The organism is Staphylococcus sp. FW104-15G4D (assembly GCF_058790135.1).
Window position 1 is genome coordinate 114,894 of the sequence record NZ_JBYTCH010000002.1, and the last position, 26,567, is coordinate 141,460.

Sequence of the window (26,567 nt, forward strand, 5' to 3'; positions counted from 1 at the left end):
GTTTTTAAACTAATTATAAAATATTGACCATAGAGTATAGATAAATGACACTAGATTATTTAACATATGCAAGCTAATCGATGCTGCTAAATTTCTCTTTGAAACTAAATACACTGAGACTAAAGCAATGGCTAAAATAAAGTATGCTCCGAATTCAAACGGTGATTTCGCATCAGTTACATGTATGTAAGTAAATAATACAGCTGATATGATCCCCATTACAATAAAATTAAACTTCTTTCCTAACTCTCCTATTAGTATGTGTCTAAACACTAATTCTTCGACGATAGGTCCTACAATCACGATTAATAAAAACGCGAAAGGTATAAATGCATGTAATTTGAACAATTTATCTAAAGCCATCTCATTTTGCGTATCAGAATATTGTAGATGCTTAGGTAAAAACTGCATTAACCATTCATATAAACTAGACAAACCATACGCTAATAAAAAAGCGATAATAATAATGAACCATCGTCGTTTCAAGTATTGTAAACCTTTTTTAAACCTCTCTCCAAATGTATGGATGTGTAAAAAGTAAAATACAAATATCACAACAACATAAGCCATTAACTGCGCTAATGTACTAATCATCGCTAATTGTAACTGTGACATATGTTTTAGAAAAAGCGCACCTAGCGCCATACCTGCAACGCTAAATAGAAAAAGTCCCACCAATACTACTGCAATTAGACTTAAATCTCTCCACGCAATATCACTAAATTTATATTTTTTCTTAACTTCTTTCTGCCTCATAGACGTTTCCTTTCTATTACTCAATCATTTTTAAAATTTATTGGAGGAATTATGAATTATTTAGAAATCACACGACACATTGAACAACGAATTATAAAATTGCTCTCTCTGACTGAAAATGCTAAATATTATGTACTCAATCATCATAACAAATTTGAAGAAACTTTGAACGTATTTAATCAAGAAGTAGAAGTTGAAAAAATTTGGATAGAATCGCATAAATCAATATTAAGTACCACACCAGAATTAACATCTTACTATTATGTCATTCTTCATTTATCAGAACACCCTCTTATACCAATCAAACAAGGAGACATGCTTTTTTATATTCATATCAAACAACTTTTATTACATGAACAACTTTTAAAAATCAAACCTTCGACTTCCTAATTATTATAAATTTATCTTTAATTTCATTTATCAACGTTTCGATACATTGCACTTATTTAAATTTCATGTAACTTAAAACATCATGTGCTTTAAATTTTAATATTATATTATTCTAAAAATACCTCAAATTGTAAACGTTTAATAATAGCGTTATAATCGTACTGATTAAGTATTTAAAAGGAGTGTTAGATGTGCTTGGCTTCTCAGTTTATTTAGGAAATGCTTTAGATAAAGAGTATATTCTTAACATGGCTTCTATGGGTTATGATGTGATCTTTACATCTTTACAAATCCCTGAAGAAAACAAGCAACATCAGTTGTCATATTTTGGGGAATTATGTCAGCTTCTTTCATCATATAATATCACTTATATCATTGATGTTAATCCTTCTTTACTTAATCCAACGCTTTACAGTTATTTAAATCAATTGCCACATGGGGCATTTTCTATACGTATTGATGATCAATTGGATGTTGAACTCATCCATGAAGTTCAAAGTCATGGTTTCCAATGCTGTCTTAATGCGAGTAATATCACAGAAGATATGTTGAAGCGCATTTATAAACAAGATTATCAGTCTCAACTATTATACTGTCACAATTATTATCCACGACCTGATACAGGTCTTTCATATTCTTTCATTGAATATAAAAATCAACTTATTAAAACTTACGATAAACATGCAAAAATATATGCCTTTATACCAGGAACAGAGCTAAGAGGCCCTTTACATAAAGGGTTACCAACAGTTGAGTCACATCGTTCATCACATCCTTTAGTTGCTACGCATGAATTACAATCCCTAGATATCTCTCATGTTATTATCGGTGACACAGCAATCAATTTATTAATTGCTCAACAATTGTCTGATATGATGCATCGTCGACATTTTACGCTCAAGCTTAAAGACTTGGATCCATCATTTTCTGAGAGAGTCTTAAGAACACATACATCGCGCATTGACGCACCAGAGCATATCATACGTTCTCAATATTCACGTGTTAACAATGATACTCCTATAGATCCTATAGGAATAACTGAAAGAGACATTGGGGATATCACTGTAGATAACCAACTAAATGGGCGATATGAAGGTGAAATTCAAGTCGTTAAAACACCACTCAAAGGACATTCTCATATTAACCATATTGCAACAGTGAGCGATGAAGATCTTCAATTATTAACACTGATTCAGCCTGGAGATACTTTTAAATTTACATATACGAAGGAGAATGACAATGAATCGTTTAACAACAGAAACTCGTAACACTCAAACGATGCATTTAGATGAAATGACTATTCAAGATGCACTACTAACAATAAATCGTGAGGATCAAAAAGTACCAAAAGCCATTGAACAAGTGATTCCTCAGTTATCACAGGTTATAACTAGTGCTATCCAACGTTTTAATCGTGGAGGAAGAATAATCTATATAGGCGCTGGTACAAGTGGACGTCTTGGCGTTTTAGATGCTGCTGAATGTGTACCAACTTTTAATACACGTCCTGAAGAGGTCGTTGGTATTATTGCTGGTGGTCAAAAAGCGATGACCGTCGCAGTAGAAGGGGCTGAGGATGATAGCGAGCAAGGCGCACAAGACTTAAAAGATATTCAGCTAAATGATAATGATATTGTTATTGGAATATCTGCAAGTGGTCGCACACCTTACGTCAAAGGCGCCCTCACTTATGCAAACGATATTCATGCTGATACTGTTGCTCTTTCGTGTAATACAAATAGTGAAATAAGTGCTTGTGCAGAGCATATTTTAGAAGTTAATGTGGGACCAGAAGTTTTAACAGGATCTACTCGTTTAAAATCTGGCACTGCTCAAAAACTCATATTAAATATGATTTCTACAATGACAATGATTGGGGTCGGAAAAGTATATGATAACTTAATGGTGGATTTACGACCTACGAATAAAAAATTGGTCAATCGTTCAATCACCATTATTCAAGATATATGTGATTTAGATGAACAAGCTGCACAAACATTGTATGAAGAAGCGGGAAATCATATTAAAACAGCAGTTGTCATGTATTTATGTAATACAACTAAAGAAGATGCAGAGACGCGTTTATATAAAAGTAATGGAGTGATCAAGCAAGCCATCAACGTTTAAGGGGGAGTTTCCATGAACAAAGAAGAACGTCTTGCTAAAGATATCACTAACGCCGTTGGTGGTAATCATAATATTGATAATATTATTCATTGTATGACTCGTGTTCGAATTAAAATTCATGATTACGATAAAGTTAATTACAATGAATTGAAAAGTATTGATGGTGTTTTAGGTGTTGTTGAAGATGAACGCCTCCAAGTTGTAGTTGGACCAGGCATTGTTAACAAAGTTGCAAATTATATGTCTGAAACAAGTGGCGCACCTTTAGATGATGATACTTCTCATACTGAAAATACAAGCTATAAAGCGCAAGCTGAAGAACAAGCACGACAAAATAAACAGAATTTTCAAAGTCATCGCAAACAAAGTAAATGGAATAAAGTTTTAAAGTCCATTGCTAATATTTTCATACCTTTAATCCCAGCATTTATAGGTGCCGGGTTAATAGGTGGTATTGCAGCGATATTGAATAACTTATTAACAGCTGGAACTCTATCTGGAGATTGGCTTAAACAAGTTGTTTCAGTGCTGAGTGTCATTAAAGATGGGATGCTCGCCTACTTAGCTATCTTCACTGGAATCAATGCAGCGAAGGTGTTCGGCGCTACGCCTGGATTAGGTGGTGTAATTGGTGGTGCAACCTTACTTACTGGTATAACTGATGAAAACCCAATTAAAAATATCTTTACTGGTGAACACCTCGTCGCGGGTCAAGGTGGAATTATTGGCGTTATATTTGCAGTATGGTTGCTTAGTTTAATTGAAAAAAGATTACATAAAATAGTCCCAAATGCTATCGATATTATTGTAACTCCAACTATTTCATTATTAATTATTGGTTTATTAACATTGTTTATTATAATGCCAGTTGCTGGCTTTATATCTGATGGATTGGTGCATGTCATTAACTGGATTATTGGTGTAGGAGGCATATTTAGTGGTTTCATCATTGGTGCTTTCTTCTTACCACTAGTCATGCTAGGATTGCATCATATTTTCACACCAATTCATATCGAATTAATTAATAAAACGGGTTCTACTTATCTGTTACCTATTGCAGCTATGTCTGGTGCTGGACAAGTCGGTGCCGCATTAGCTTTATGGGTTAGATGTCGTAAAAATACTAAATTACGTAATACTTTAAAAGGTGCTCTACCTGTTGGTTTCTTAGGTATTGGAGAACCTTTAATTTACGGAGTCACATTACCATTAGGTCGACCATTCTTTACAGCTTGTATTGGCGGCGGTATTGGTGGCGCTGTTGTTGGTGGTATTGGTCATATCGGTGCTACAGCTGTAGGGCCTAGTGGTATTTCTCTTCTACCGTTAATAGATAATCATATGTACCTCGGTTATATTGCAGGTTTACTTGCTGCTTACGCTGGAGGTTTCATTTTCACTTATTTCTTTGGCACGACTAAAGAAATGAGAAATTCTGATCAAATGGGTGATGAAATTGCCAAACATTTTAAATGAAATTGACAACCAGTACCCCTACCTAACTAAAAATGAAAAAAAGATAGCTCAATTCATACTCAACTCACCTCATAAGGTAGTTAATATGAATTCTCAAGATATAGCAGAAGTTTTAGATACCAGCCCCTCCTCTATAATAAGGTTTAGTAAGAAAATAACTGAAGGTGGCTTTCACGAACTTAAAATTGGTTTATCTAAATTTCTGCCTAAAGAAGCATCTGTATACAATGTTGAACTTGTAGACAATGAAAATACAGATTCTCTCAAAAAGAAAATGCACTCTCGTGCTAAAGGTGCGCTTAACAACGCCAATGAAAAAATTGACGATAAGACGATAGACCGAATTTGCGATTTATTTAAATGTGCAGAAACCATTTTCATCTATGGTTATGGTGCTTCATTTGTAGTGGCTACAGATTTATATCAAAAATTATCTCGCATTGGTTTAAATATACAATTGGTACAAGAAACACATATCTTCACGACCATGTTAGCGACACATAATGCTAAAGACTGCGTCGTATTTATTACAAACAATGGTATGCAAAGTGAAATGCGTTCAATAGCCAAAGTTGTTTCAGACTATCATATACCAGTTGTTACTATTACTAGTACGAAAGATAATCCAGTAGCCAATCGGTCAGATATCGTCTTGTCTTACGGCCAAACTGATGAAAATGAAATGCGCATGGGTGCAACGACTTCATTGTTTGCACAAATGTTTACAATAGATGTACTTTATTATCGTTACATTGCTCTAAATTATCAATCATCCTTAGATTTTATAACACAATCTAAAATGGCTTTGGATAATTACCGTAAACATTTATCAAATATTGAATTTAAACATTAAATAAATAAAAAAAGCGATTTGTCATACTCTAAATTTCTTTATATTAGAGTGTATGAACGAATCGCTTTTTTGTTTAACTATATAGCTATTATTCTAAGCCTTTTTGGTTTTTCTGAGTTAATGCTGCTTTTTTAGCTTGTTGATCCTTTTTATTATAACGAACGAAATAATAAAGTGTCACAACTGCTAGGAACACAATACCAATAACTACAGAAACAACTGTTTCTTTATTAAATAGCATACCGATTAAGACTAAAATTAGGAATGCTATTGTAAGATAGTTAGCAAATGCGCCTCCTGGCATTTTGAACGGATGATTTTTAACTTCTTCAGGATGTAACTTTCTAAAGCGTAAATGACTGAATAAAATCATAAACCAAGGAATCATTCCTGGTAATATAGATGCACTATAAACATAAACGAAAATACTTGCTGCACCTTTAATAAATAAAGGGAGAATGACGTTTAGTAATGCACCGATTAAGATACCGATTGATACTGCAAGTACTGTGTAGAACGGAACACCATTTTTTAATACTTTCGAGAAAATCTTAGGCATTTGTCCTTGCTTAGATAATGTATAAATCATACGGCTAGCACTAAATATACCTGAGTTACAACCTGACATAGCAGCTGTTAATACAACAAAGTTTATTAAACCAGCTGCGAAAGTAATCCCTACTTTAGCAAATGTCGCAACGAAAGGACTTCCTATGTCACCTAATTTGTCCCAAGGATAAACAGAAACGATTACAAAAATTGCACCAAGATAGAAGATTAATATTCTCCAAATAACTCCATTCACTGCTTTAACAATATTCTTTTGAGGATCTTTAGTTTCTCCAGCAGAAATACCAATGAGTTCAACCCCTTGATAAGATCCAATAACTATTGACAGTGCGAAGAAGAAACCAACGATTCCATGTGGCATAAATCCACCATGAGACCATAGATTTGAAATCCCTATTGCATGACCACCATTACCAATTCCGAATAAGATTAAGCCAAAACCTGCGATAATCATTAAAATAATTGTAATAACTTTGATTAATGCAAACCAAAATTCAAATTCCCCAAAGGCTTTAACTGAAACAAGGTTTGCTCCCATTAATAATGCCACTGCTACGATACCAGGTATCCAGTTAGGTAAATTTGGGAACCAATAGTTCATATATTCACCAACTGCGATAACTTCACTCATCCCTACTACAACCCATTGGAATATATTACTCCAAGCCGTCATATAACCCGCTGCTGGGTGTATGTAATCACTTGCAAATGTTGCGAATGATCCAGTTGTAGGATTAAGATAAATCATTTCCCCCATTGCTCTCATAATTAGGAATAAAAATATACCAGCGATTAAGTATGCAAAAATAACTGATGGGCCAGTCCATTTGATTGTACTTGTTGCCCCCATAAACAGACCGACACCAATTGTTCCCCCAAGTGCAATCATTTGCATCTGACGTGCACTTAGTCCCCTTTGTAATTCATTGTTTTCCATAACTTTACCCCATCTCTAAATCTAGATTATTATTTTAATGATAATCTTATTTCCGTAATTATACTACAAATTGACGAAATTGAAACAAAATTTTTACAATTTAATGAAATCGCTTACACATGTATCATAGCAAGCTTTTTGATTTTTGAAAACACCTATTTTGAATATTTTTCTGAAAATTAAAGCTATTTGCATTTTTATTACATAATATGCTTTCTTTCTAATTGAATTATGGAGTATGATATACTTTTTCTAAATAGTTTAAGGAGTTCGGATATGAATAAGGCACTCATTAATCGTTCAATTAAAGTTACATTAATATTTATGATTATATTTTTCCTACTTAATTATTTTACTATGAAACAACCTGATATCATGTCTGTCGTAGGTCGAACACTTCTTGCTACGGTAGCCTTCTTCATTCTTTATTTAGTTGCCTTTACCATTCTAAGTTCTCCAGAACGAAAAATGATTTATGGCACAACCATTCCAATAGCACTTATAATTTGTATATTAGTTGGAGCTTTGTTCTTCACACCTCAAATAGGAATCATTAGTGGTTTAGTTATTGGAATTATAACAGGCGTTATATGGGAGCTTATAACAAGAGGAAATCATGGAGGTAAGTAATCATGACAATAATTATAGGTGTAGTCATTATCATACTATTAGTAATTAGTTTGATACCAAATTATCAAGCAATGAAATTAGCTAAAAACCAAGGTCAGAAACCTACACGATACACAATTATGGTAGGTATAGATTTAATTTTAATCGTACTCATCGCTATAACATTAATTTTAAAAATGAATAGTTAATACAAAATAAAAGTCTATAAATGAATTTTGATAACTAAATTCATTTATAGACTTTTTTAATTTAAGATTCCACTAAGAAAAGATTTCATTACAGTGTTAAATTATCATTTGCTAAAAAATTTATAATTCTTTTAAAGCTTTCCTTGCAATAAAAGAAAATATCCTATGGTTGCAAGTAAAAGATAAACAATAGATCCAATTATGAATGATCTAACTTGAACATGAAATGGTGTACGTTTATTAAAAATAGGACCAAGAACCAGATTCCCTATTGCTAAAATAATTGGACCAGCTATAAAGAAAAGTATAATGTAACCCACGCTTATACCTCCTATTTCTTCTCAAATAAAGATGTCACAATATCTTCAATCGACATATCTTTTCCGACGTAATTAATAGTTGAAAAATTTTGTTCTGCTGTCATCAAATTCGTGTTAACGACAACATCTAATCCTGCCATCATAGCAGCTGTAGCACCATTCAACGAATCCTCAATTGCTAAACAATTTGTTGGATTATAATTAAGGTTTTGAACAGCCATTAAATAAGGTTCTGGATCTGGTTTAACGTTATCAACGTCTTCTCTACCAATAATGACATCAATATAGTTATCTAAACCCAACTTTTTAAATGTTGGATATATATCTTCTCGATAACTACTAGTTGCAATTGCCATAGGTATATGACGCTTTTTAAGATAATCCATTAACTCTTTGATTGTACTGATAATTGGCAAATTACCACTAGTTTGATGATGTTCTTGATATATTTTTTCTTTATTATCTGCGCCTATGGCCTGCTCGAGATGCTGATGTAAATCTGTAGCTGTCCCTCCGATAGATTCTCTATAAAAATCTACTGAAATAGGTTCAGCTTTATGAAATTTGAGATGTTTATTTATTGTCTCAAATAAATGACGTTCTGTATCGATAATTGTTCCATCGAAATCAAAGATAACTGCTCTGTACATTCATTTTTCTCCTTGTAAATGTAGCTATTTATTTCCCATATTAACATAAAAAAATGACTATCGTGACGAGATAGTCATAAGCATTATCAAAGTCCTTACGTAATTTTTAGCGTTTTGACCAATATTTAGCAAGAATAGGACCTGAAATATTATGTACAAAGCTAAATACTGCACCTGGCACAGCTGCTAGAGGACTAAAATGAACAGTTGCCAATGATACTGCAAGACCTGAATTTTGCATACCTACTTCAATTGATACTGCTTTTTGATCACGGCGTTCAAGTTTAAATACACGTGCTAAAATAAAGCCGATAGTATATCCTAGAACATTATGCACTATGACAACTAAAAATATAAGTAAACCAGTTTTAAGAATTTGTTCCTTACTGCCACCTACAACAGATGCAAGAATAAGCGAAATTGCTATTACAGAAACATTTGGTAATATAGCCACAGTTTTCTCTGCAACTTTTTTAGTAATACTTTGGAAAATAAACCCAATTGCTATAGGTATTAAAACGACTTGAACCACTGACCAAAACATACTCAGAAATGAAACCTTTAACCATTCATTTGCAAAAAGATAAATCAATGCAGGAGTCACTATTGGCGCTAACAATGTGGAAACACTTGTAATAGCTACTGATAAAGCTACATTAGCATTTGCTAAGTAACTCATAACATTGCTTGATGTCCCACCTGGACAGCATCCTACTAATATTACACCTATTGCAATTTCAGGTGGGAGATGAAAAATCTTTGCTATTAAAAAAGCCAATGTAGGCATAATTGTAAATTGTAGTATCACCCCAATTATGACCGGTTTAGGTGATTTAAATACCACCTTAAAATCTTTTGGATTAATTGTCATTCCCATTCCTAACATAACGATACCCAAAAGGTATGGCACTAATGTTCCCAAGTGCGCTAATGATTTCGGAAAAACAAATCCTATAATTGCTGCAATCAACATCCAAAATAAAAACGTTTTAGTCGCAAACTGACTGACTCTATTTAACATAATGAACACTTCCCTAAATGCGATAATTTCACATATTATCACAAGACAAAGACAAACTCAATATAATTTTCAGAATTTTCTTATTATTTAACTCGAAATAACTTTTACATTTATATATTTTGTAAAGAAAAGATTACAAAAGAATAAGTTTTTAACTTCGTGCAAAAGTCTTAGTGATTATATAAAAAAAGAGTGGTACAATCTATTTAAACGAACATCGTATGCTTCAGTTATATGCCAAATTCACGGGAGGTCATAACATGTTGATTGATAAATTTGAAACCTACATTATCAATATTGCAGGTTTGAAATCTCGCTCAACGCGAAAAAAATTAACTCATTTATGTAAAGAAATAAAATTTTGTGAGTCATTTCAATTTTCGATTTTCAAACAAAATAACATGTTTGCACTTGAGGTCAGTTTACCTAAGCAACAGTTACCATATTTAATAAGCTTTTTGAGCTTCCACAATTAATCTATTTACCAAATTTTGTCTCCTAAGCATTTCGATGAACTTCTTGATTCAGAACATCTCTATCAATCAGCCAAGCGTTTTGATTTAGCTATCGATGGTTTACAAGATGCTTTCATTAAAGACAAAGTAATTGATATCATGAATATGTTTGCTAACCATCACGATGTAAACTATACATTGAATAACAATTGTGCAAGTGTCGTATGTTCTCCAGAGATATTCGCTCAATTGCTACATACAATTGCAACACGTAATATAGATATTTTATCAGCAAGCTATCGTGCCAAAATGCTTCATAAAGCTAGAATTTCATAATAATTTAAAGACCAGTGTTGTTAATAGCACTGGTTTTTTTGACAATAAAACATCTCAAGAAGATATAATTTTTTCTCCTTGAGACGCTTATTGTGATATTTAATTACTTTTCTTCCTCGTAAACTAAATGTTCAAACGCTTCTCGTACTTGAGGTACAGACATACCGACTACAACTTGCACACTTTTACCACTTTTCACTAAACCGTGAGCCATTTGATTATGTGTAAAATAACTACTATCTTGAACTTTACTTTCATCATTCACTGTTAAACGTAGGCGAGTTGTACAATTTGTTACGTCTTTAATATTCTCTTTACCACCTAGGCCTTTTAAATAGTAAGCTGCTTTGTCATCATATTCGTTCCCAGTTGATTTTGGTTGTTCTGATGAAGCAGTGCCACCTTTCTTATCTTTATAATCTTGTTTAGAAAATAGTTTTACTTCTTCTGTTCCTTTTTTTCGACCTGGAAGTGGTATATCAAATTTAAGAATTAAAAATCTAAATAGGAAGAAGTAGATTCCCACAAATATAAAACCAATCACTACTTGAGCAACATATGTCATCCAGTGATCTTTACCTAACGGGATCCAGTTTGTAGCTAAGAAATCTAGCACACCGCCTCCCATATTACCTACAACACCAAAAGCATACATTAAAGTATCCATTGTAGCTGCCAAGATAGCATGGATCACAAATAAATATGGTGCAATAAATAAGAATGTAAATTCAAGAGGTTCAGTAATACCAGCAACAATCGCTGTTAGCGTTGCAGGTATGAGTAGTGCTGCCACTTTCTTACGATTTTCTTTCGGTGTTGTCGAGTACATTGCAAGCGCAATTCCTAAACATCCAAATACTTTACCATTGCCTTGTAACATAAAACCATAATGGAATTGTTCTTTTAAAGGTTTACTACTTTCAGCAAATTGATTCAAATGCTGTAACCATTCTGCTTTTAAACCGTGATTTACTACCACAGGTCCTACCTCAATTGGCGCGTATATAAAGTGATGTAATCCTGTAGGGATTAATACGCGTTCTAAGAAATGGTATAACCACACGCCAACGTATCCAGAAGCAATGATAAAATGCTGTATTGATGCAATTCCATGTTGAATTGTTGGCCAAACCACACATGTTATTGCTGCAATAGGTAACATTACAAAGAATGAAATGGTAACTACAAATGTGAGGCCTTGGAAAACCCCTAACATTTCTGGCAGTCTTTTACTATAGTATCGATTATGTATCCATGTAATAATCCCTGAAATAATAATAGCCCCTAAAATATTTGTATCTAACGTTTCTATCCCTGCTATAGCTTTTAATCCAGTGACGTTTTCTACGCCTTTCTTTAAGTTAGCACCAAACGTATGAGGCCATTGCGTTAGAATCGCGTTAATAAATGTGTTAAACATTAAATAACCCATCAACGCGGCTAATGCTGCATGCCCAGGTGCTTTTTTAGCTAAAGATAGAGGTAAACCCACAACAAAGACGATTTCCATGTGATTAAAGATGACCCATCCGCCTGACTCTATCACTGACCAGAATTTGAACCAGAATGTATGCTGATCTGCTAAACCGCCCATGATTGTTGGATTTTTGAAAAGTGTCGCAAACCCAAGTACGATACCAAAGAAAGCAAACATCAACACTGGCACGATCATCGCACTACCGAATCGTTTGATAGCATTCATAATTAAAACCTCCACATCCCAATCTATTTCTCACTATCATTTACTTATATGTTTATTAGTAAGTGTTAGTATCTCTAAATAAGTTAATTTCAATATATAGTAAACGCTTACATAATAACAACGACGTTGACGCATTTTGAAACTATTTTGTATAATCAGATTATATTTTCATTGAACGGAAATTTTTTCATGCAAAACAATGAGGTGCTTAAATGATACTAGATGAACGTGTGAACACTCATTTCGATAAATTGAATGATAATGATATACAAATCGCAAGTTATGTTAATACACATATAGAAGAATGTAAAAATATGAAAATTCAAGATTTAGCTGTACATACGCATGCATCAAATGCCACTATCCACCGTTTTACACGTAAACTAGGATTTGATGGCTACAGTGATTTTAAATCATTTTTGAAATTTGAAAATGAAAAAAAGAATCAGCTTCCTTCTGATTCAATGGAACAATTTAAACAAGAAATAGCAAATACCTTTAGTTATTTAGATCGCATTGATTATCAATTATTAACGAATAAAATGCATGAAGCCACTACGATTTATCTTTACGGAACAGGACGCGCTCAAATGAATGTGGCTGAAGAAGCACAACGTATTTTACTTACAATGCATAAAAACATTATAATCCTACATGATGTTCATGAATTAAAAATGGTGTTAAATAAAACTGTTCCAGAGGATTTATTCTTTATTATTTCATTATCTGGCGAGACATATCAATTGACCGAAGTTACACAGCTTCTTCAATTAAGACAGAAATATTTTATCTCAGTAACAACGATGAAAGATAACTCACTCGCTCAACAAGCAAACTATAATATATATGTTTCAAGTAATACATTTTATTTAAATGACGGTACCGATTATTCAAGCTTTATTAGTTACCATATCTTTTTTGAAACACTTTTAAGAAAATATAATGAACGTAAAGAAAAAAATGAATTATTATAAATAAAATCGCAAGCATTATTTGTAACACCTAGGGGCTACTCATTTAATGCTTGCGATTGTTTTTAATTATGCTGTTGTTCTTCTAGTTCTTCTAATATATGTTGCATTTGATCAATCATTAATTCAAAACCATGCGCAGTTGAATCATGATATTCTTTCTTCTTCTGTTTGTACTCCAACGCAGTTAAACGTCTTTCCTTTTCAACTAATGAGCGGTAGTAAAACAACATTTGAGTACCACCATTTTCACGTTCAAAGAATTCTACTTCTATGACATCCTCTTCGGCGCTTAAACCAGGCATACCTATTGTCATTTTAATGTATTCATCCATTACAAGCTCTTCGTATTTACCTTCGATAACATTTTGCTTCCCATTTCTACTATCTACTATACGATATGTACCGCCTTCTTGGACATCCGCTTCAAAAGTCTTATTTGTACGTGGTGTTGTCATGAACCATTGTTTAAGAATCTCCACTTTTGTCCATGCTTCATAAACAACTTCTGGAGTAAATTTTAGTAAACGTTCGATGTCGATTTCTACGTGTTCATTCTCTACATTATATTTTGCCACTCTCTTTCACCTACTTTCACTCTTATTTCTATTTTAACGTATTTAAGCTATGTCACAAACTCTGAAAGCTCTGAAAAAGTTAAAAGGAAGCTAAAATCTAAATGAGTAGCTTCCTTTTAATTTATATTTATTTTTGAGGTTTATCTTTTAAACGAGGGACTCTCAAAATAATAGCCACTAAACCACAGATTCCTAATAAAATTGGATAGATACTATAAGGAACAAGTAAGAATGGAGAAATACCAGCAACACCAGCTGCTGAAATAACTTGAGGACTATATGGGAGTAACCCTTGGAAACATCCTCCGAATATATCTAATATACTAGCTGACTTGCGCGGATCGACATCATACTCATCAGCAATATTCTTGGCTAAAGGTCCTGCCATAATAATAGAAATTGTATTATTAGCAGTAGATATATCCGCGGCACTTACTAAACTGGCAATACCTAATTCTGCACCACGTTTAGATTTAACTCTAGCACGTACAAACTGTAGTAACCAATCTATGCCACCATTATGTTGAATGATACCTACAAGGCCACCAATCAGTAATGCTATCATTGCAATATCTTCCATTCCAATTATACCTTTAGATACGGCACTGAGAAGTCCTTTCCAACCAAAGGAACCATCAATTAATCCTATTAAACCTGCTAAGGCTGTACCACCAATGAGTACAATGATGACGTTTACACCTACAAGTGCGAGTATCAGTACTAATAAATATGGAATAACTTTAATTAAGTTATAATCATAACTTTTGGCATGATCGATTGAAATACCATTCGTTAAGAAAAATAAAATTATAATCGTTAAAATAGCACCTGGTAAAACGATTTTAAAATTAACTCTAAACTTGTCATTCATCTTAGTCTTTTGAGTTCTTACTGCAGCAATGGTAGTGTCCGAAATCATTGACAGATTATCACCAAACATTGCACCACCGACTACCGTAGCCATAGCTAAAGCTGCGGGCACATGTGTTGCTTGTGCGAATCCAAATCCTACTGGGGCTATCGCTGCAACAGTCCCAACTGATGTCCCCATCGAAATAGACACGAACATACAAATAACAAATAGGCCTACAATGATTAAATTTTGAGGAATCAATGATAAACCTAAATTAACAGTAGATGTAACACCACCCATTTTTTCAGCAGTAGTTGAAAACGCACCTGCCAAGATAAAAATTAACATCATCAAGATAATGTTCGAATGTCCAGCACCTTTAGTAAATACTTCTACCTTCTTGGCAAAAGATTCTTTTCTATTCATAAGTAAGGCAACGATTACTGTTATTGTAATTGCAACATTTAAAGGCATAGTTGTAAAATCTCCTGAAATAATTCCTACACCTAAAAAGAGTAATACAAATAGGAGTAATGGGAGCAGGGCCCACGCGTTACCTTTCTTTACTTTCTCCATAAATTTGACCTACTTTCCATAAAAATAGGAGCGAAACAGAAATTTCATTCTCAATGAATCATTTCTTCATTCCGCTCCGGTAAGTGACTTTATTTGAAAACTAACCCAAGTGTGTATCAATAGAGTCAACTCATACCAACAAGTGATTAAAAGATATGTTATTTCACCATTTATACTCTGTTGGCATAGCATTTCAGCTTATCTTCTAACCTTAGCGGTTACTGGAATTGGCACATGATAAAATGTTGCCGAAGCTTCCTAGGGCCAGTCCCTCCACTTCTCTCGATAAGTTATTCGAATTGTGTCTAACGTTACAAGATAATTATAGACACGTCAATACATAAAGTTTATTGTATTTTAAAATTATTCTTCAATCTGTGTAGTGAAAAATTTCTCATAAATCGTGATTGCTAAAGCAACAATAATCAATAACACAATAGCTACACCAAAAACAATCCACCATTTCAAATAAAGACTTATAAATATGAGTAAAATGCTTATAATTGTTGAACATAAAGATACCCTTTTGAAAATTTTTTCAGTTCTAACCGATACAATTTTATATTCACTCATTTCGTCGCCATGAAGAAATTTACCATTTTTTGCTTCACTAATTTTAAGCTTCACTTCAAGGACGTAAGCAATACTTCCAGAACAAATAATGATTAGTAGCATCGTAACATTTGAAAAAGGTTGTGTAATAACCCAACTGAACATTCCAAAATAAGCAAGTGCAGAAACAATTGCTAAAATATAATCAATCACAGGATTAAACCAAGTTATACCTTTTTTTACATTCTCGTTAACTAAATAAACATTAACTGCAGAAATATATGTACAAATAATCACAGCTATAGCTAATATTACTATTAGATTATGATGGCACAATATTAGTGACGGTAAAGCTAAAGCAATTAAGATATTAGGTAACCATCTGATTAAAAAATTCTTCATTTTATAATCACCTTTATTCTATATTTCACCAATCACATACATCTTACATGAAAGCTTCAACTATTATCAAATCACCATTTAATATGGTGAAAACTTTCTACTCTCACACTAAAAAATGGGAACTCAGTCGAGTCCCCATCACCTTAAAATAATCAATATATAATTTACATATTAAAAGTAAATCAATTGTTAGTCGATTTGCGTACCACCTGTTACACCAAAGACTTGGCCAGTAGTATAACTTGAATCTTCTGAAGCAAGTAAAACGTAAGTACCTGATAATTCAACTGGTTGACCGGCACGACCCAGTGGCGTTTGTTGTCCAAATGTAGGAATTGCACTTTGAGGTTGACCTCCAGTAATTTGAAGCGGTGACCAGAATGGCCCAGGAGCAACACAATTCACTCGAATACCTTTCGCACCAAGTTCTTCAGAGAAACTTTTCGTTAATGAAATAATTGCTGCTTTAGAAGCTGCGTAATCATGTAAAATTGGACTCGGATTATATCCTTGAACGGAAGACGTCGTCGTAATTGATGAGCCAGGTTTTAAATATTCTAACGCTTTTTGAACTGTCCAGAATACTGGATATACATTCGTTTCAAACGTCTCTGCGAAAGCTTCAGTATTAAATCCGTGAATATCATCATGATATTGTTGGTGGCCGGCAACTAACGTTACATTATCTAAACCGCCTAATTCATTATAAGCCGTTTCTACCATATCATAGTTAAACTGTTCATCCCTTAAATCTCCAGGAATTAGAATACCTTTCTGACCAGCATCCTCAATCACTTGTTTTACTTCTTGTGCGTCTTCTTCTTCACTCGGTAAATAGTTAATAGCCACATCTGCACCTTCTTTAGCATAAGCGATTGCAGCTGCGCGTCCAATTGCTGAATCTCCTCCAGTCACTAACATCTTATAGCCTTTTAATCTCTCATGACCTTTGTAAGATGTTTCACCACAATCAGGTTGAGGTGTCATTTTCGATTGTAGACCTGGTAACTCTTGCTCTTGTTGATCATAATCAGACGTTTTAAATTTATTTCTAGGATCTTGTGCTGACATCATTCATCATCTCCATATTTAAGATTTAATATTATTTACCCATCATAAAGTATATTTTAATCATCATTTTATCTCTGAAAATGAATTCAATAGCACTTTAAATAGCTACATGGCAACTATTGCCGTATAGATTTACCATTCAATAACTTTTTAACGAGCGTTACAAAATACGTTGGTACTTTCTCTAAAATACGTTCATCTGGGTCATATTTAGGATGATGCAAATCATATTCACTATTTGAGCCAATGATAGCAAAGACACCAGGATAATCTTTCGTATAACCTGAGAAATCTTCACCAATCGTTAGTGGTTCTTCCATCATTTGAATGTTGTAACCTACTTCCTTAGCTGCTTCAATCGCTTGTTGGGTAAGTGTTTCATCATTTACGACAGCACCCGGTAATTGTGTATATTCGAATTTAATGTCTACATTAAATGCTAGAGATAACCCATCTGAAATTTCTTTCATACGTTGCTTTATAAGTTGACGTTTTTTAGAATCAAATGAACGAACAGTACCTTGAATATAAGCTTGATCAGCGATGACATTCCATGTATTCCCACATGACACTTCCCCTATCGTAACGACCGCACTATCAAATGCTGATAAATTACGACTCACAATAGATTGTAGGCTGTTAATCAGTTGACCTACTACAATGACCGGGTCATTTCCTTGTTCTGGTTTTGCTGCATGAGCACCTTTTCCTTGAATATGAAACTCAAAACGATCTACAGCGGAAGTGATTACACCACTTTTAATCGCGAATTCACCAATGTCTAGTGAAGGATAATTATGAAAACCTAAGACTGCTTTAACGTTCTTAAGTACTCCAGTTTCACTTAACTTAATTGCACCATGACCTAATTCTTCAGAAGCTTGAAACAATATTCTCACTCGTCCACTTAATTCGTTTTCAAGCTCTTTAAGTTGAGTTGCTACGCCTAAAATACTTGCCATATGGATATCATGACCACATGCATGCATTACTCCTTCATTTGTAGATGTAAACTCGTGCACAACTTGTTCGTTTATCGGTAATGCATCAATATCAGTTCTTACTGCAATCACCGGTTCACCTCTACCTATTTCAGCCACTAAACCCGTTTCTAAAGGTACATCTAAAATGGTTATATCAAAACTTTCAAGTATACGTTTAAGTCGTTTTGTAGTTTCATACTCTTTATCAGAAAGCTCTGGGAATTGATGAAATGTACGTCTCCAATTAACATAATCTGAATAATTTGGCATAAGCTATTCAGTCCCTTCTTTTTTAAAAAATAAGCGTAAAATGTAGTAAAATAACGTGCCTGCAATAACTCCAATAGCTAAATTATTAGTAATTAAAATTAAAATCATCGTTAATCCCATAACCAATCCACGTTTAACTGGTGCACCTTTAATATGTTGAAAAGTGCGTCTATCAAAGGTATTCAAAGAAATAGTAATGAGTACCGAAGCGAGTACCACCATTGGTATTAAACCAACGAGTTGTCCTAAGACGAACACACATAATAATAAGAAAATACCGGTAGTGAGCGTCGCTACTCGTGTTCTTGCTCCCATACGATAATTAAATTTCGATTGTCCAACTAAACCGCTTGAACCATATCCTCCGAATAAACCAACGATAATATTTGATAACCCTTGTCCTACAATCTCTCTGTCTTTATTAGTTGGATGTTGTGAAATCATATTCATCATATCATTTGTTAAGTTGGTTTGGATTACTGAAATAACGGACATTGTGAAAGCATATTTTAAAGCAATGAAGAAAGCACTCAGTTCAAACATTTCTTGAGGTATATGAATCGATGGCATTGAAAAGTGTATATCCGCCTTATCATGTACGTATTGCAAATTCGGATGAATAAGCCATGTCGCAAATGTTAATACGATAATAGTAATCAGCGGTGCCGGAATTACTTTAATTGTTCTAGATGAAATAAAAATAATTATAAAAGTGAGTGCACTTACCACATAAGTTGCTATTGAGATACCAAATATATACTTCATTTGTGTCCACAATAATAGAAGTCCCAAGGCGTTCATAAACCCCATCACAACAGTATTAGGTATGAGTTTTAATATTTTATCAATATGGCATAAACCATATATAAATAAAATCATTCCCATGAGTATTGTTGCAAGAGCCAAATAATGAACCCCATATTGTTCTACTAAAGGCCCACCTATGATAGAAATACCACTACTTGGTCCTGAAACCATTGCTAACCTTTTACCGAACAAAGAAATGAGACACATCATTAAACCACAACTCATCAGTCCTAACGTTGGCTTAATATGTACTATAAAAGAAAAAGCAATAGCGACCGGTAATAGTGCTAATGCCATGAGTATACCTGCTAAAATATTTTGACCATAATGACCTTTCCATTCCTCTATATAAGCAATTTTATGCAACTCGGTCATTAATACATCCCCTTTTTGCTAAGCTTTAGAGGCTTCATTTCAAACTATTGAACCTCTCATATCGATATAAGTATAATCATTATTTTCACTTTTTCACTATATTATAAACCTCTCGTTTGAATATAAAAAGGCGAGCCCTCAAAGGACTCGCTAAAGACTATAAACGAACGCTTTAACACTTTTTGATAACATAACCGCCTAGCTCATTTACAAGTAACTGATTTACTTTAATCTAACTTAAATTCATTATCCACGATAACTTTACCATCTTTAATCACTTTTTGAGCGTGATTAATACCGAAATGATATGGGATATACTCATGGTTTGGCGCATCCCAAATTACAATATTTGCTTGGTCCCCTTGATTAATCGTACCTGCATCAGCATCAATTGCTTTAGCTGCGTTTACTGTCACGGCATTCCAAACTTCATTTGGTGATAATTTTAATTTCAATGCAGCAATCGCCATCGCAAGTTGTAAATTATTTGTTACGCTACTACCTGGATTGTAGTCAGTTGCTACTGCAATCGCACCACCATTATTCAACATACCACGTGCATCTGCGTAGTCATTTTTATCTAAGTAAAATGTTGTAGCTGGTAATAATACCGCCACAGTATCACTATTTTTAAGTTTAGCTTTACCTTCTTCACTAGAAGCAACTAAATGGTCAGCTGAAATTGCACCTTCATCAATAGCCAACTCTAATCCGCCTAATGGATCAATTTCATCAGCGTGAATTTTAACTTTAAATCCAGCTTCTTTAGCCTTTTCCATATATCGCTTAGATTCTTCAACTGAGAATACACCAGTTTCACAAAAAATATCAGCAAAATCTGCATATTCTTTAACTTCTGGTAATAATTTAATCATTTCTTCTAAGAACGCTTCATTAGATTCAGCTTCTTCAGGCACTGCATGCGGCCCTAAGAAAGTGTGTTTCATGTTTAGGTTATATTTTTCAGCTAAACGGTTCGATACTCTTAACTGTTTTAATTCATTTTCTTTATCTAAACCATAGCCACTTTTACTTTCTACTGTTAACACACCATGTTTAATCATTGTTAGTAAATCATGCTCTGCTTTTTTGAAAAGATCTTCCTCACTAATTTCTCGAGTAGACTTTACAGTTGAAAGAATACCTCCACCAGATTCCAATATTTCTAAATAGGATTTCCCTTGGCGTTTTAATGACATTTCATGTTCACGTGAGCCACCAAAAATGAGGTGTGTATGCGCATCTACAAGTGCAGGAGATACCACTCTACCACTAGCATCAATGACCTCTTTAGCCTCATAGTCATCTGTATGAGATCCAGAGTAAACCACTTTCCCATCTTTAATTACAACTGTACCATTCTCTACAACTTCTAATTCGTCCAACTCTCCCCCTTTTAAAGGTTTGTCAGTAGATTTAGGTAAAATTAATTCTTGAATATTTTGGATTATTAAATCATTCATTATTTATCACCTGCTTCATCAATCATTGGAATTTGGACACCTTTATCTTTAGCCGTTTTAATAGCGATGTCATATCCTGCATCAACGTGTCTCGCTACTCCCATACCCGGATCTGTAGTTAAAACTCGTCCTAATCTTCTATCAGCACGTTCTGAACCATCTGCTACTACTACCATGCCAGCGTGTAATGAATAACCCATACCTACACCGCCACCATGATGGAATGAAATCCAAGAACCACCAGCTGCAGTATTAATCAATGCGTTGAGTACAGCCCAATCACCAACTGCATCACTGCCATCTTGCATACCTTCAGTTTCGCGGTTAGGACTTGCTACTGAACCAGAGTCTAAATGGTCACGTCCTATAACAATGGGTGCTGAAATTTCTCCATCACGTACAAGCTTGTTTAAAGCTAGACCCATCTTTGCACGTTCACCATAACCTAGCCATGCAATTCTTGATGGTAAACCTTGATACGAAATTTTTTCTTCAGCTAAATCTAACCATCTTAATAATTTTTCATTATCTGGGAATAATCTTCTCATTTCTTCATCAGCACGTTCGATATCTTTAGGATCACCACTTAATGCTGCGAATCGGAAAGGTCCTTTACCTTCACAGAAGAGTGGACGGATATATGCTGGTACGAATCCTGGAAAGTCGAAAGCATTTTCAACACCATTATTGTATGCAACTTGACGAATATTATTACCATAATCAAATGCTACAGCACCAATTTTTTGGAATTCCAACATCAACTCAACGTGCTTAGCCATTGAAGCTTCAGATAATTCTACGTATTTTTTTGGATCTTCTTGACGTAATTTCTTCGCTTCCTCAACAGAATAGCCTTGTGGCACGTAACCATTTAATGGGTCATGCGCACTCGTTTGGTCTGTAATGATATCAATTTTGAAACCTTTATCTAAAATTACTTTATGAATATCCACTGCATTACCAACTAAACCAATTGATAGAGCTTCACCTTTGTCTTTTGCCTCTTGAGCCATTTTTAGAGCTTCATCTAAATCCGTAGATTTAACATCACAATATTTTGTTTCTACACGTTTATCAACACGTGTTTCATCAACGTCCACACAAATTGCGACTCCGTTATTCATAGTTACAGCAAGTGGCTGTGCCCCACCCATACCACCTAAACCTGCAGTTAAAGTAATTGTTCCTGTTAAATCACTTTTATATTCTTGATTAGCTAATTCAGCGAAGGTTTCATAAGTTCCTTGAACGATACCTTGTGAACCTATATAAATCCAACTTCCAGCGGTCATTTGACCATACATGATTAACCCTTTTTTATCTAGTTCATTAAAGTGATCCCAGTTCGCCCATTCTGGAACTAAAACTGAGTTTGATATTAAGACACGTGGCGCTTCTTCATGCGTTTTAAATACGGCAACTGGTTTACCAGATTGCACTAACATCGTTTCATCTGCTTCAAGATCACGTAAAGTGTTTTCAATTGCTTCAAACGCTTTCCAATTACGAGCAGCCTTACCAATACCTCCGTAAACAACTAATTCTTCAGGATGTTCAGCAACTTCTGGGTCTAAGTTGTTATATAACATTCTTAATACCGCTTCTTGCTCCCAACCTTTACACTCAATATCTAAACCCTTTTTTGCTTGAATTTTTCTCATATTAATCTCTCCCATCTGGAATAATCATTCAAACCTATTTAAATGAGCTCAGCAACCCTATTTGAAAAATGAACCCCCTTCTAAACGAATATTAATTAAGAAGCTTTAATGCCATTAGAAAATTAATTAAATATTCAAATAATTCAAATTCCAAACATTTAGACTGCTTTAAATATCTTACATTTATAGTATAATGTACTAAGATATAGACAACAAATATAAATAAACTAATTATTTATAACTTAAAACTATAAATAGGGGTGTCACACTTGAAGATTATTCAGCTTGAATATTTTTTAGCTATAGTTAAATATAATAGTTTTACTAAAGCGGCTAATTTCCTTCATATAAGCCAACCTTCGCTAACAGCAACAATTAAAAAGATGGAAGCTGATTTAGGTTATGACTTATTTATGCGTACAACTAAAGACATTAAAATCACTGAAAAAGGCATTCAATTTTATAAGCATGCGACACATATCGTACAGGAATATCGTTCCACAGTTGAAAAAATGTATGACTTAAATATTACATCTGAACCTAGAATTAAAATGGGAATGTTAGAATCCACAAGTCAATGGATGGGTAAAGTGATAAAACAACATCATAATGATTATCCTAATCAACAATATCGTATGTACGAAGTACATGACCGTCATTCATCTATAGACAAATTGCTTAATTTTGATGTTCATTTTGCACTAACGAATGAAGAAATCACTCATGAAGATATCGCATCTATTCCATTGTATAAGGAACCTTATGTGTTAATTACGCCTAAGGATGAATTTCCAAATCAGAAGACAATTACTATTGAGCATCTTCCTCTAATAATGCCAAACAAAAATTCACAAGTACGTGACCATTTAGATGATTATTTCAATCGTATGAATCAACACCCTAATATAGTCTTAGAAGCCGATCGCTTTGAATCAGCAACAAACTTTGTTCATTTAGGATTAGGTTATGCAGTGATACCTCGTTTTTATTATCAATCAAATTTTACTAATGATTTGGATAGTATTAAAATTCGCCCGAATTTAGGACGTAAGATTTTTATTAATTATTTAAATAAGCGTAAGCATTCTGAACAAGTAATGTCTTTAATACAACTTTGTATAGCGTATTGGGATACTTAAATAAACTTATATTAAAAAAAGCCCAATTAGCGTTAAAATTATCTTTGTGACGCTAATTGGGCTGTTGTATATCATGAATATTTATTTTTTCAATATTAGTAATCCATTTTTTAAAGGTATTAAATTAAGAAATGATGAACTAAGTTTGCTACTAGTTTTGCAGTACGATTATCTAAATCATACTCAGGATTCATCTCTGCTATACTAATCGAAGCCACTTTCTCACTAGGAATAATACGTTTCGCTAGCTCAAATACAGTATGAGGATAGATACCTAAAACGGCAGGCGCACTCACACCAGGCGCAAATGCACTGTCTACAACGTCCATACACACAGTAAACATGATGACATCATGATCATGTATAAAATGTTCAATCATATCTTTAATCAGGGGAGAAACTTGGTGTAGCAACTCATCTGCGTACACATATTGAACATTCTTCTCTTTAGCAAAATCGAATAAACCTTGAGTATTACCACCTTGAGAAATACCTAATACCATGTAATCAGCATTATCGTCTTGATCTAGAATCTGTCTAAAACTAGTACCCGACGTAGACTCACCTTCGTCACGAGTGTCAAAATGTGCATCAATATTTATAACACCGATAGACTCATTTGGATAAACTTTACGCGTGGCTAAATATTGTGCATAAGCAATATCATGTCCACCACCAAGTAAGAAAGTTTGTTTATGATTTTGAATTGATTTCGCTGCAAGCTCAGCATACTCTTGTTGCGTATCTATAAGTGAATCATGATCATGTTCTACATTACCGTAATCAATGAGCTCTTCACATTGATTTAAATCTGGCAATCCAGCAAAGGCTTGTTTAATTTTATTAGGTCCTTCTTTTGCACCTACACGACCTTTATTTAATTCAACCCCTTTATCTACAGCATATCCAAGTATACCTACACCTTTGGGGTTATTAGTTTTTTCAACTTTAGTTAAATCTCCAAATTTTACAGTTTGGAAATGTCTAAATTGTCTTGAATCTGTTTCACTATCTAAACGACCTTTCCATAAATCCGGTTCCGCAAGTCTATACATGATATTTCCCCCTTAATTTATTTATTATATAAACTATTTAAAGTATAACTATTGATGTTATCGAATTCAACGCTAGTAGTTAAGTGATACCCTCTATTAAAATTGATTAATTACGATTATCTAACAAAATACTTCAGGACTATTACATTTTTATGATAATTAAAATAGACAATTTAAACATATGCTTGTAAGATGTATAATTGTAAATAAAAGAAATTTGGCTGTTACCTAATGGAGGTTACAAAAATGAAAAACTCTCGAATTTCTGGGTTTCAATGGGCAATGATGGTCTTTGTCTTCTTTGTTATTACAATGGCCTTATCCATTATACTTAGAGATTTCCAAGCGTCCATTGGAGTTAAAAGATTTGTTTTTGACATCAAAGACTTAGCTCCATTTATTGCATCATTAGTATGTATTTTAGTATTTAAGTATAAAAAAGAACAATTAGCCGGATTAAAATTTTCATTCAGTCTAAAAGTTATTGAACGTATCCTATTAGCACTCATTTTACCGCTTATCATTTTTATGATTGGTATGTTCTGTTTCAATACTTTTGCTGACAGTTTTATCCTTTTACAAACATCAGATTTATCAGTATCTTTAATTACAATTCTAATTGGCCATTTATTAATGGCGTTTGTTACTGAATTTGGTTTCCGTTCATACTTACAAAGTGTTCTTGAATCTAAGATGAACACATTCTTTGCTAGTATTATTGTAGGTGTAATTTATTCAATCTTCACCGCAAACACTACTTATGGTATTGAATATGCTGGTTACCATTTCTTATATACATTTATGTTCTCGATGATTATTGGTGAATTAATCAGAGCAACACATGGACGTACAATCTATATTGCGACTATATTCCATGCAGCAATGACATTCGCCTTAGTTTTTCTTTTCAGTGAAGAAACTGGTGATCTTTTCTCAATGAAAGTGATTGCACTTTCCACTACAATTGTAGGCGTATTGTTTATCATTATCAGTTTAATTATTCGTGCCATTGCTTACAAAACAACGAAACAAAGTTTAGATGAAGTGCAACCCAATAATTATTTAGACCACACCGAAGAAGATGATTTTGAAAGTCATAAAAATGATGATTCAAAAAATCATCAATTTGAAAATGATAGCGTTGCTAATAAAGAAGATAATAATTCAGAAGCGAGTTCAGAGCATTCAAACACGAGTGATACAGATTTAAAGGACAGCGCTAAATATACAGAAGATCGTCATTCATCTGTTGTTAGCGATGTAAAGAAAGAAATTAATCAAGTTGAAGAACAAGACATGAGTGATTCAACTAAAAAAGAATAATTAAGTATATTAAAGGCAACTTCTAAATTAATTCAGTAGAAGTTGCCTTTTAATTTTGTTTATTCAAATTCTAAATT

At 33.6% G+C, this 26,567-nt stretch carries 25 protein-coding genes, 1 pseudogene and 1 riboswitch; of the genes and pseudogenes, 11 read left to right on the forward strand and 15 right to left on the reverse strand.

The genetic code is table 11. The features are described from left to right. Nucleotides 1-9: 9 nt before the first annotated feature. Complete coding sequence (locus AC3WQX_RS06990; RefSeq protein WP_193626861.1) at nt 10-756, reverse strand: CPBP family intramembrane glutamic endopeptidase; 747 nt, start codon at nt 754-756, stop codon at nt 10-12. A 51-nt stretch (nt 757-807) separates the two neighbouring features. Between AC3WQX_RS06990 and AC3WQX_RS06995 the strand changes: the two genes are divergently transcribed. From AC3WQX_RS06995 to AC3WQX_RS07015, 5 genes are all read left to right on the forward strand, one after another. Beyond that, on the forward strand, nt 808-1,146 hold the full coding sequence (locus AC3WQX_RS06995) for a hypothetical protein (protein ID WP_002453833.1): 339 nt from the start codon (nt 808-810) through the stop codon (nt 1,144-1,146). Nucleotides 1,147-1,337: 191 nt separating this feature from the next. Then, nucleotides 1,338-2,414: a MupG family TIM beta-alpha barrel fold protein gene (locus AC3WQX_RS07000; RefSeq protein WP_049428318.1), complete on the forward strand. Its 1,077-nt coding sequence runs from the start codon at nt 1,338-1,340 to the stop codon at nt 2,412-2,414. After that, nucleotides 2,386-3,273, forward strand: a complete 888-nt coding sequence (murQ, locus tag AC3WQX_RS07005) for an N-acetylmuramic acid 6-phosphate etherase (RefSeq protein WP_049428320.1) — start codon at nt 2,386-2,388, stop codon at nt 3,271-3,273. The genes AC3WQX_RS07000 and murQ overlap by 29 nt, the downstream gene beginning before the upstream one ends. Nucleotides 3,274-3,285: 12 nt before the next feature. After that, the gene (locus tag AC3WQX_RS07010) at nt 3,286-4,749 is read left to right on the forward strand and encodes a PTS transporter subunit EIIC (protein WP_193626860.1); all 1,464 of its coding nucleotides are present in this window, start codon (nt 3,286-3,288) and stop codon (nt 4,747-4,749) included. Then, nucleotides 4,730-5,602: a MurR/RpiR family transcriptional regulator gene (locus tag AC3WQX_RS07015; protein WP_023351272.1), complete on the forward strand. Its 873-nt coding sequence runs from the start codon at nt 4,730-4,732 to the stop codon at nt 5,600-5,602. Before AC3WQX_RS07010 ends, AC3WQX_RS07015 begins: the two co-directional genes overlap by 20 nt. Before the next feature lie 88 nt (nt 5,603-5,690). On the opposite strand, the gene AC3WQX_RS07020 is transcribed toward AC3WQX_RS07015, so the two are convergent. Beyond that, nucleotides 5,691-7,109 carry an amino acid permease gene (locus AC3WQX_RS07020; RefSeq protein ID WP_002432870.1) on the reverse strand — a complete coding sequence of 473 codons (1,419 nt, stop codon included), beginning with the start codon at nt 7,107-7,109 and terminating at the stop codon, nt 5,691-5,693. Between the two features lie 276 nt (nt 7,110-7,385). On the opposite strand from AC3WQX_RS07020, the gene AC3WQX_RS07025 reads away from it, so the two are divergent. Further along, nucleotides 7,386-7,739, forward strand: a complete 354-nt coding sequence (locus AC3WQX_RS07025; protein WP_023351271.1) for a hypothetical protein — start codon at nt 7,386-7,388, stop codon at nt 7,737-7,739. A 2-nt stretch (nt 7,740-7,741) separates the two neighbouring features. Continuing rightward, nucleotides 7,742-7,927, forward strand: a complete 186-nt coding sequence (locus tag AC3WQX_RS07030; protein WP_002432292.1) for a hypothetical protein — start codon at nt 7,742-7,744, stop codon at nt 7,925-7,927. Between the two features lie 131 nt (nt 7,928-8,058). On the opposite strand, the gene AC3WQX_RS07035 is transcribed toward AC3WQX_RS07030, so the two are convergent. The 3 genes from AC3WQX_RS07035 to AC3WQX_RS07045 form a co-directional block, all read right to left on the reverse strand. Beyond that, a complete protein-coding gene (locus AC3WQX_RS07035; protein WP_002453841.1) occupies nt 8,059-8,247 on the reverse strand; it encodes a hypothetical protein in 189 nt (62 codons plus the stop codon). Between the two features lie 11 nt (nt 8,248-8,258). Next, nucleotides 8,259-8,897 (reverse strand): HAD family hydrolase, encoded by a 639-nt coding sequence (locus tag AC3WQX_RS07040; protein ID WP_037550110.1) that lies wholly within the window; start codon nt 8,895-8,897, stop codon nt 8,259-8,261. Between the two features lie 106 nt (nt 8,898-9,003). Further along, entirely contained in the window at nt 9,004-9,918 is a 915-nt protein-coding gene (locus AC3WQX_RS07045; protein ID WP_070597509.1) for a bile acid:sodium symporter family protein, read from the reverse strand. A gap of 260 nt (nt 9,919-10,178) precedes the next feature. Between AC3WQX_RS07045 and AC3WQX_RS07050 the strand changes: the two are divergent. Then, nucleotides 10,179-10,709: pseudogene (locus AC3WQX_RS07050) on the forward strand (hypothetical protein). 103 nt (nt 10,710-10,812) lie between these two features. Here the strand turns inward: AC3WQX_RS07050 and AC3WQX_RS07055 are convergent. After that, nucleotides 10,813-12,411, reverse strand: a complete 1,599-nt coding sequence (locus tag AC3WQX_RS07055) for an alpha-glucoside-specific PTS transporter subunit IIBC (protein WP_037550121.1) — start codon at nt 12,409-12,411, stop codon at nt 10,813-10,815. A 212-nt stretch (nt 12,412-12,623) separates the two neighbouring features. On the opposite strand from AC3WQX_RS07055, the gene AC3WQX_RS07060 reads away from it, so the two are divergent. Beyond that, nucleotides 12,624-13,385, forward strand: a complete 762-nt coding sequence (locus tag AC3WQX_RS07060; protein WP_002432676.1) for a MurR/RpiR family transcriptional regulator — start codon at nt 12,624-12,626, stop codon at nt 13,383-13,385. Nucleotides 13,386-13,447: 62 nt separating this feature from the next. Here the strand turns inward: AC3WQX_RS07060 and AC3WQX_RS07065 are convergent, their stop codons facing one another. The 8 genes from AC3WQX_RS07065 to hutU all read right to left on the reverse strand — a co-directional run bounded on the left by AC3WQX_RS07065 (nt 13,448) and on the right by hutU (nt 22,973). After that, complete coding sequence (locus tag AC3WQX_RS07065) at nt 13,448-13,960, reverse strand: SRPBCC family protein (RefSeq protein ID WP_002432851.1); 513 nt, start codon at nt 13,958-13,960, stop codon at nt 13,448-13,450. A gap of 127 nt (nt 13,961-14,087) precedes the next feature. After that, on the reverse strand, nt 14,088-15,389 hold the full coding sequence (locus AC3WQX_RS07070; protein ID WP_002432627.1) for a Na+/H+ antiporter NhaC family protein: 1,302 nt from the start codon (nt 15,387-15,389) through the stop codon (nt 14,088-14,090). Between the two features lie 195 nt (nt 15,390-15,584). Then, nucleotides 15,585-15,681: riboswitch (SAM riboswitch) on the reverse strand. A 71-nt stretch (nt 15,682-15,752) separates the two neighbouring features. After that, entirely contained in the window at nt 15,753-16,343 is a 591-nt protein-coding gene (locus AC3WQX_RS07075; RefSeq protein ID WP_227489904.1) for a hypothetical protein, read from the reverse strand. Nucleotides 16,344-16,532: 189 nt separating this feature from the next. Then, the gene (locus tag AC3WQX_RS07080; protein WP_030063404.1) at nt 16,533-17,414 is read right to left on the reverse strand and encodes an SDR family oxidoreductase; all 882 of its coding nucleotides are present in this window, start codon (nt 17,412-17,414) and stop codon (nt 16,533-16,535) included. A gap of 116 nt (nt 17,415-17,530) precedes the next feature. Further along, entirely contained in the window at nt 17,531-18,667 is a 1,137-nt protein-coding gene (locus tag AC3WQX_RS07085; protein ID WP_023351265.1) for an amidohydrolase, read from the reverse strand. Nucleotides 18,668-18,670: 3 nt separating this feature from the next. Beyond that, on the reverse strand, nt 18,671-19,849 hold the full coding sequence (locus tag AC3WQX_RS07090) for a SulP family inorganic anion transporter (RefSeq protein WP_193626857.1): 1,179 nt from the start codon (nt 19,847-19,849) through the stop codon (nt 18,671-18,673). A gap of 227 nt (nt 19,850-20,076) precedes the next feature. Beyond that, nucleotides 20,077-21,312 (reverse strand): imidazolonepropionase, encoded by a 1,236-nt coding sequence (gene hutI, locus AC3WQX_RS07095; RefSeq protein ID WP_193626856.1) that lies wholly within the window; start codon nt 21,310-21,312, stop codon nt 20,077-20,079. Then, complete coding sequence (gene hutU, locus AC3WQX_RS07100) at nt 21,312-22,973, reverse strand: urocanate hydratase (RefSeq protein WP_213667921.1); 1,662 nt, start codon at nt 22,971-22,973, stop codon at nt 21,312-21,314. The genes hutI and hutU overlap by 1 nt, the downstream gene beginning before the upstream one ends. A 269-nt stretch (nt 22,974-23,242) precedes the next feature. On the opposite strand from hutU, the gene AC3WQX_RS07105 reads away from it, so the two are divergent. After that, complete coding sequence (locus tag AC3WQX_RS07105; protein ID WP_002432524.1) at nt 23,243-24,112, forward strand: LysR family transcriptional regulator; 870 nt, start codon at nt 23,243-23,245, stop codon at nt 24,110-24,112. 119 nt (nt 24,113-24,231) lie between these two features. Here AC3WQX_RS07105 and hutG read toward each other — a convergent pair whose 3' ends face one another. Beyond that, complete coding sequence (gene hutG / locus AC3WQX_RS07110) at nt 24,232-25,167, reverse strand: formimidoylglutamase (protein ID WP_492739982.1); 936 nt, start codon at nt 25,165-25,167, stop codon at nt 24,232-24,234. Nucleotides 25,168-25,413: 246 nt separating this feature from the next. On the opposite strand from hutG, the gene sdpC reads away from it, so the two are divergent. Then, on the forward strand, nt 25,414-26,490 hold the full coding sequence (gene sdpC / locus AC3WQX_RS07115; RefSeq protein WP_193626854.1) for a peptidoglycan release complex CPBP-like subunit SdpC: 1,077 nt from the start codon (nt 25,414-25,416) through the stop codon (nt 26,488-26,490). The last annotated feature ends 77 nt before the right edge of the window (nt 26,491-26,567 follow it).

What these genes read in the sequence shown, in the direction of transcription:
- sdpC (WP_193626854.1), top strand. Translation starts at nt 25,414, where the DNA reads ATGAAAAACTCTCGAATTTCTGGGTTTCAATGGGCAATGATGGTCTTT.
- AC3WQX_RS07090 (WP_193626857.1), bottom strand. Translation starts at nt 19,849, where the DNA reads ATGACCGAGTTGCATAAAATTGCTTATATAGAGGAATGGAAAGGTCAT.
- AC3WQX_RS07060 (WP_002432676.1), top strand. Translation starts at nt 12,624, where the DNA reads ATGATACTAGATGAACGTGTGAACACTCATTTCGATAAATTGAATGAT.
- AC3WQX_RS06990 (WP_193626861.1), bottom strand. Translation starts at nt 756, where the DNA reads ATGAGGCAGAAAGAAGTTAAGAAAAAATATAAATTTAGTGATATTGCG.
- AC3WQX_RS07085 (WP_023351265.1), bottom strand. Translation starts at nt 18,667, where the DNA reads ATGCCAAATTATTCAGATTATGTTAATTGGAGACGTACATTTCATCAA.
- AC3WQX_RS07080 (WP_030063404.1), bottom strand. Translation starts at nt 17,414, where the DNA reads ATGTCAGCACAAGATCCTAGAAATAAATTTAAAACGTCTGATTATGAT.
- hutU (WP_213667921.1), bottom strand. Translation starts at nt 22,973, where the DNA reads ATGAGAAAAATTCAAGCAAAAAAGGGTTTAGATATTGAGTGTAAAGGT.
- AC3WQX_RS07030 (WP_002432292.1), top strand. Translation starts at nt 7,742, where the DNA reads ATGACAATAATTATAGGTGTAGTCATTATCATACTATTAGTAATTAGT.
- AC3WQX_RS07010 (WP_193626860.1), top strand. Translation starts at nt 3,286, where the DNA reads ATGAACAAAGAAGAACGTCTTGCTAAAGATATCACTAACGCCGTTGGT.
- AC3WQX_RS07070 (WP_002432627.1), bottom strand. Translation starts at nt 15,389, where the DNA reads ATGGAGAAAGTAAAGAAAGGTAACGCGTGGGCCCTGCTCCCATTACTC.
- AC3WQX_RS07020 (WP_002432870.1), bottom strand. Translation starts at nt 7,109, where the DNA reads ATGGAAAACAATGAATTACAAAGGGGACTAAGTGCACGTCAGATGCAA.
- AC3WQX_RS07040 (WP_037550110.1), bottom strand. Translation starts at nt 8,897, where the DNA reads ATGTACAGAGCAGTTATCTTTGATTTCGATGGAACAATTATCGATACA.
- hutI (WP_193626856.1), bottom strand. Translation starts at nt 21,312, where the DNA reads ATGAATGATTTAATAATCCAAAATATTCAAGAATTAATTTTACCTAAA.
- murQ (WP_049428320.1), top strand. Translation starts at nt 2,386, where the DNA reads ATGAATCGTTTAACAACAGAAACTCGTAACACTCAAACGATGCATTTA.
- AC3WQX_RS07025 (WP_023351271.1), top strand. Translation starts at nt 7,386, where the DNA reads ATGAATAAGGCACTCATTAATCGTTCAATTAAAGTTACATTAATATTT.
- AC3WQX_RS07055 (WP_037550121.1), bottom strand. Translation starts at nt 12,411, where the DNA reads ATGAATGCTATCAAACGATTCGGTAGTGCGATGATCGTGCCAGTGTTG.
- hutG (WP_492739982.1), bottom strand. Translation starts at nt 25,167, where the DNA reads ATGTATAGACTTGCGGAACCGGATTTATGGAAAGGTCGTTTAGATAGT.
- AC3WQX_RS07075 (WP_227489904.1), bottom strand. Translation starts at nt 16,343, where the DNA reads ATGAAGAATTTTTTAATCAGATGGTTACCTAATATCTTAATTGCTTTA.
- AC3WQX_RS07045 (WP_070597509.1), bottom strand. Translation starts at nt 9,918, where the DNA reads ATGTTAAATAGAGTCAGTCAGTTTGCGACTAAAACGTTTTTATTTTGG.
- AC3WQX_RS06995 (WP_002453833.1), top strand. Translation starts at nt 808, where the DNA reads ATGAATTATTTAGAAATCACACGACACATTGAACAACGAATTATAAAA.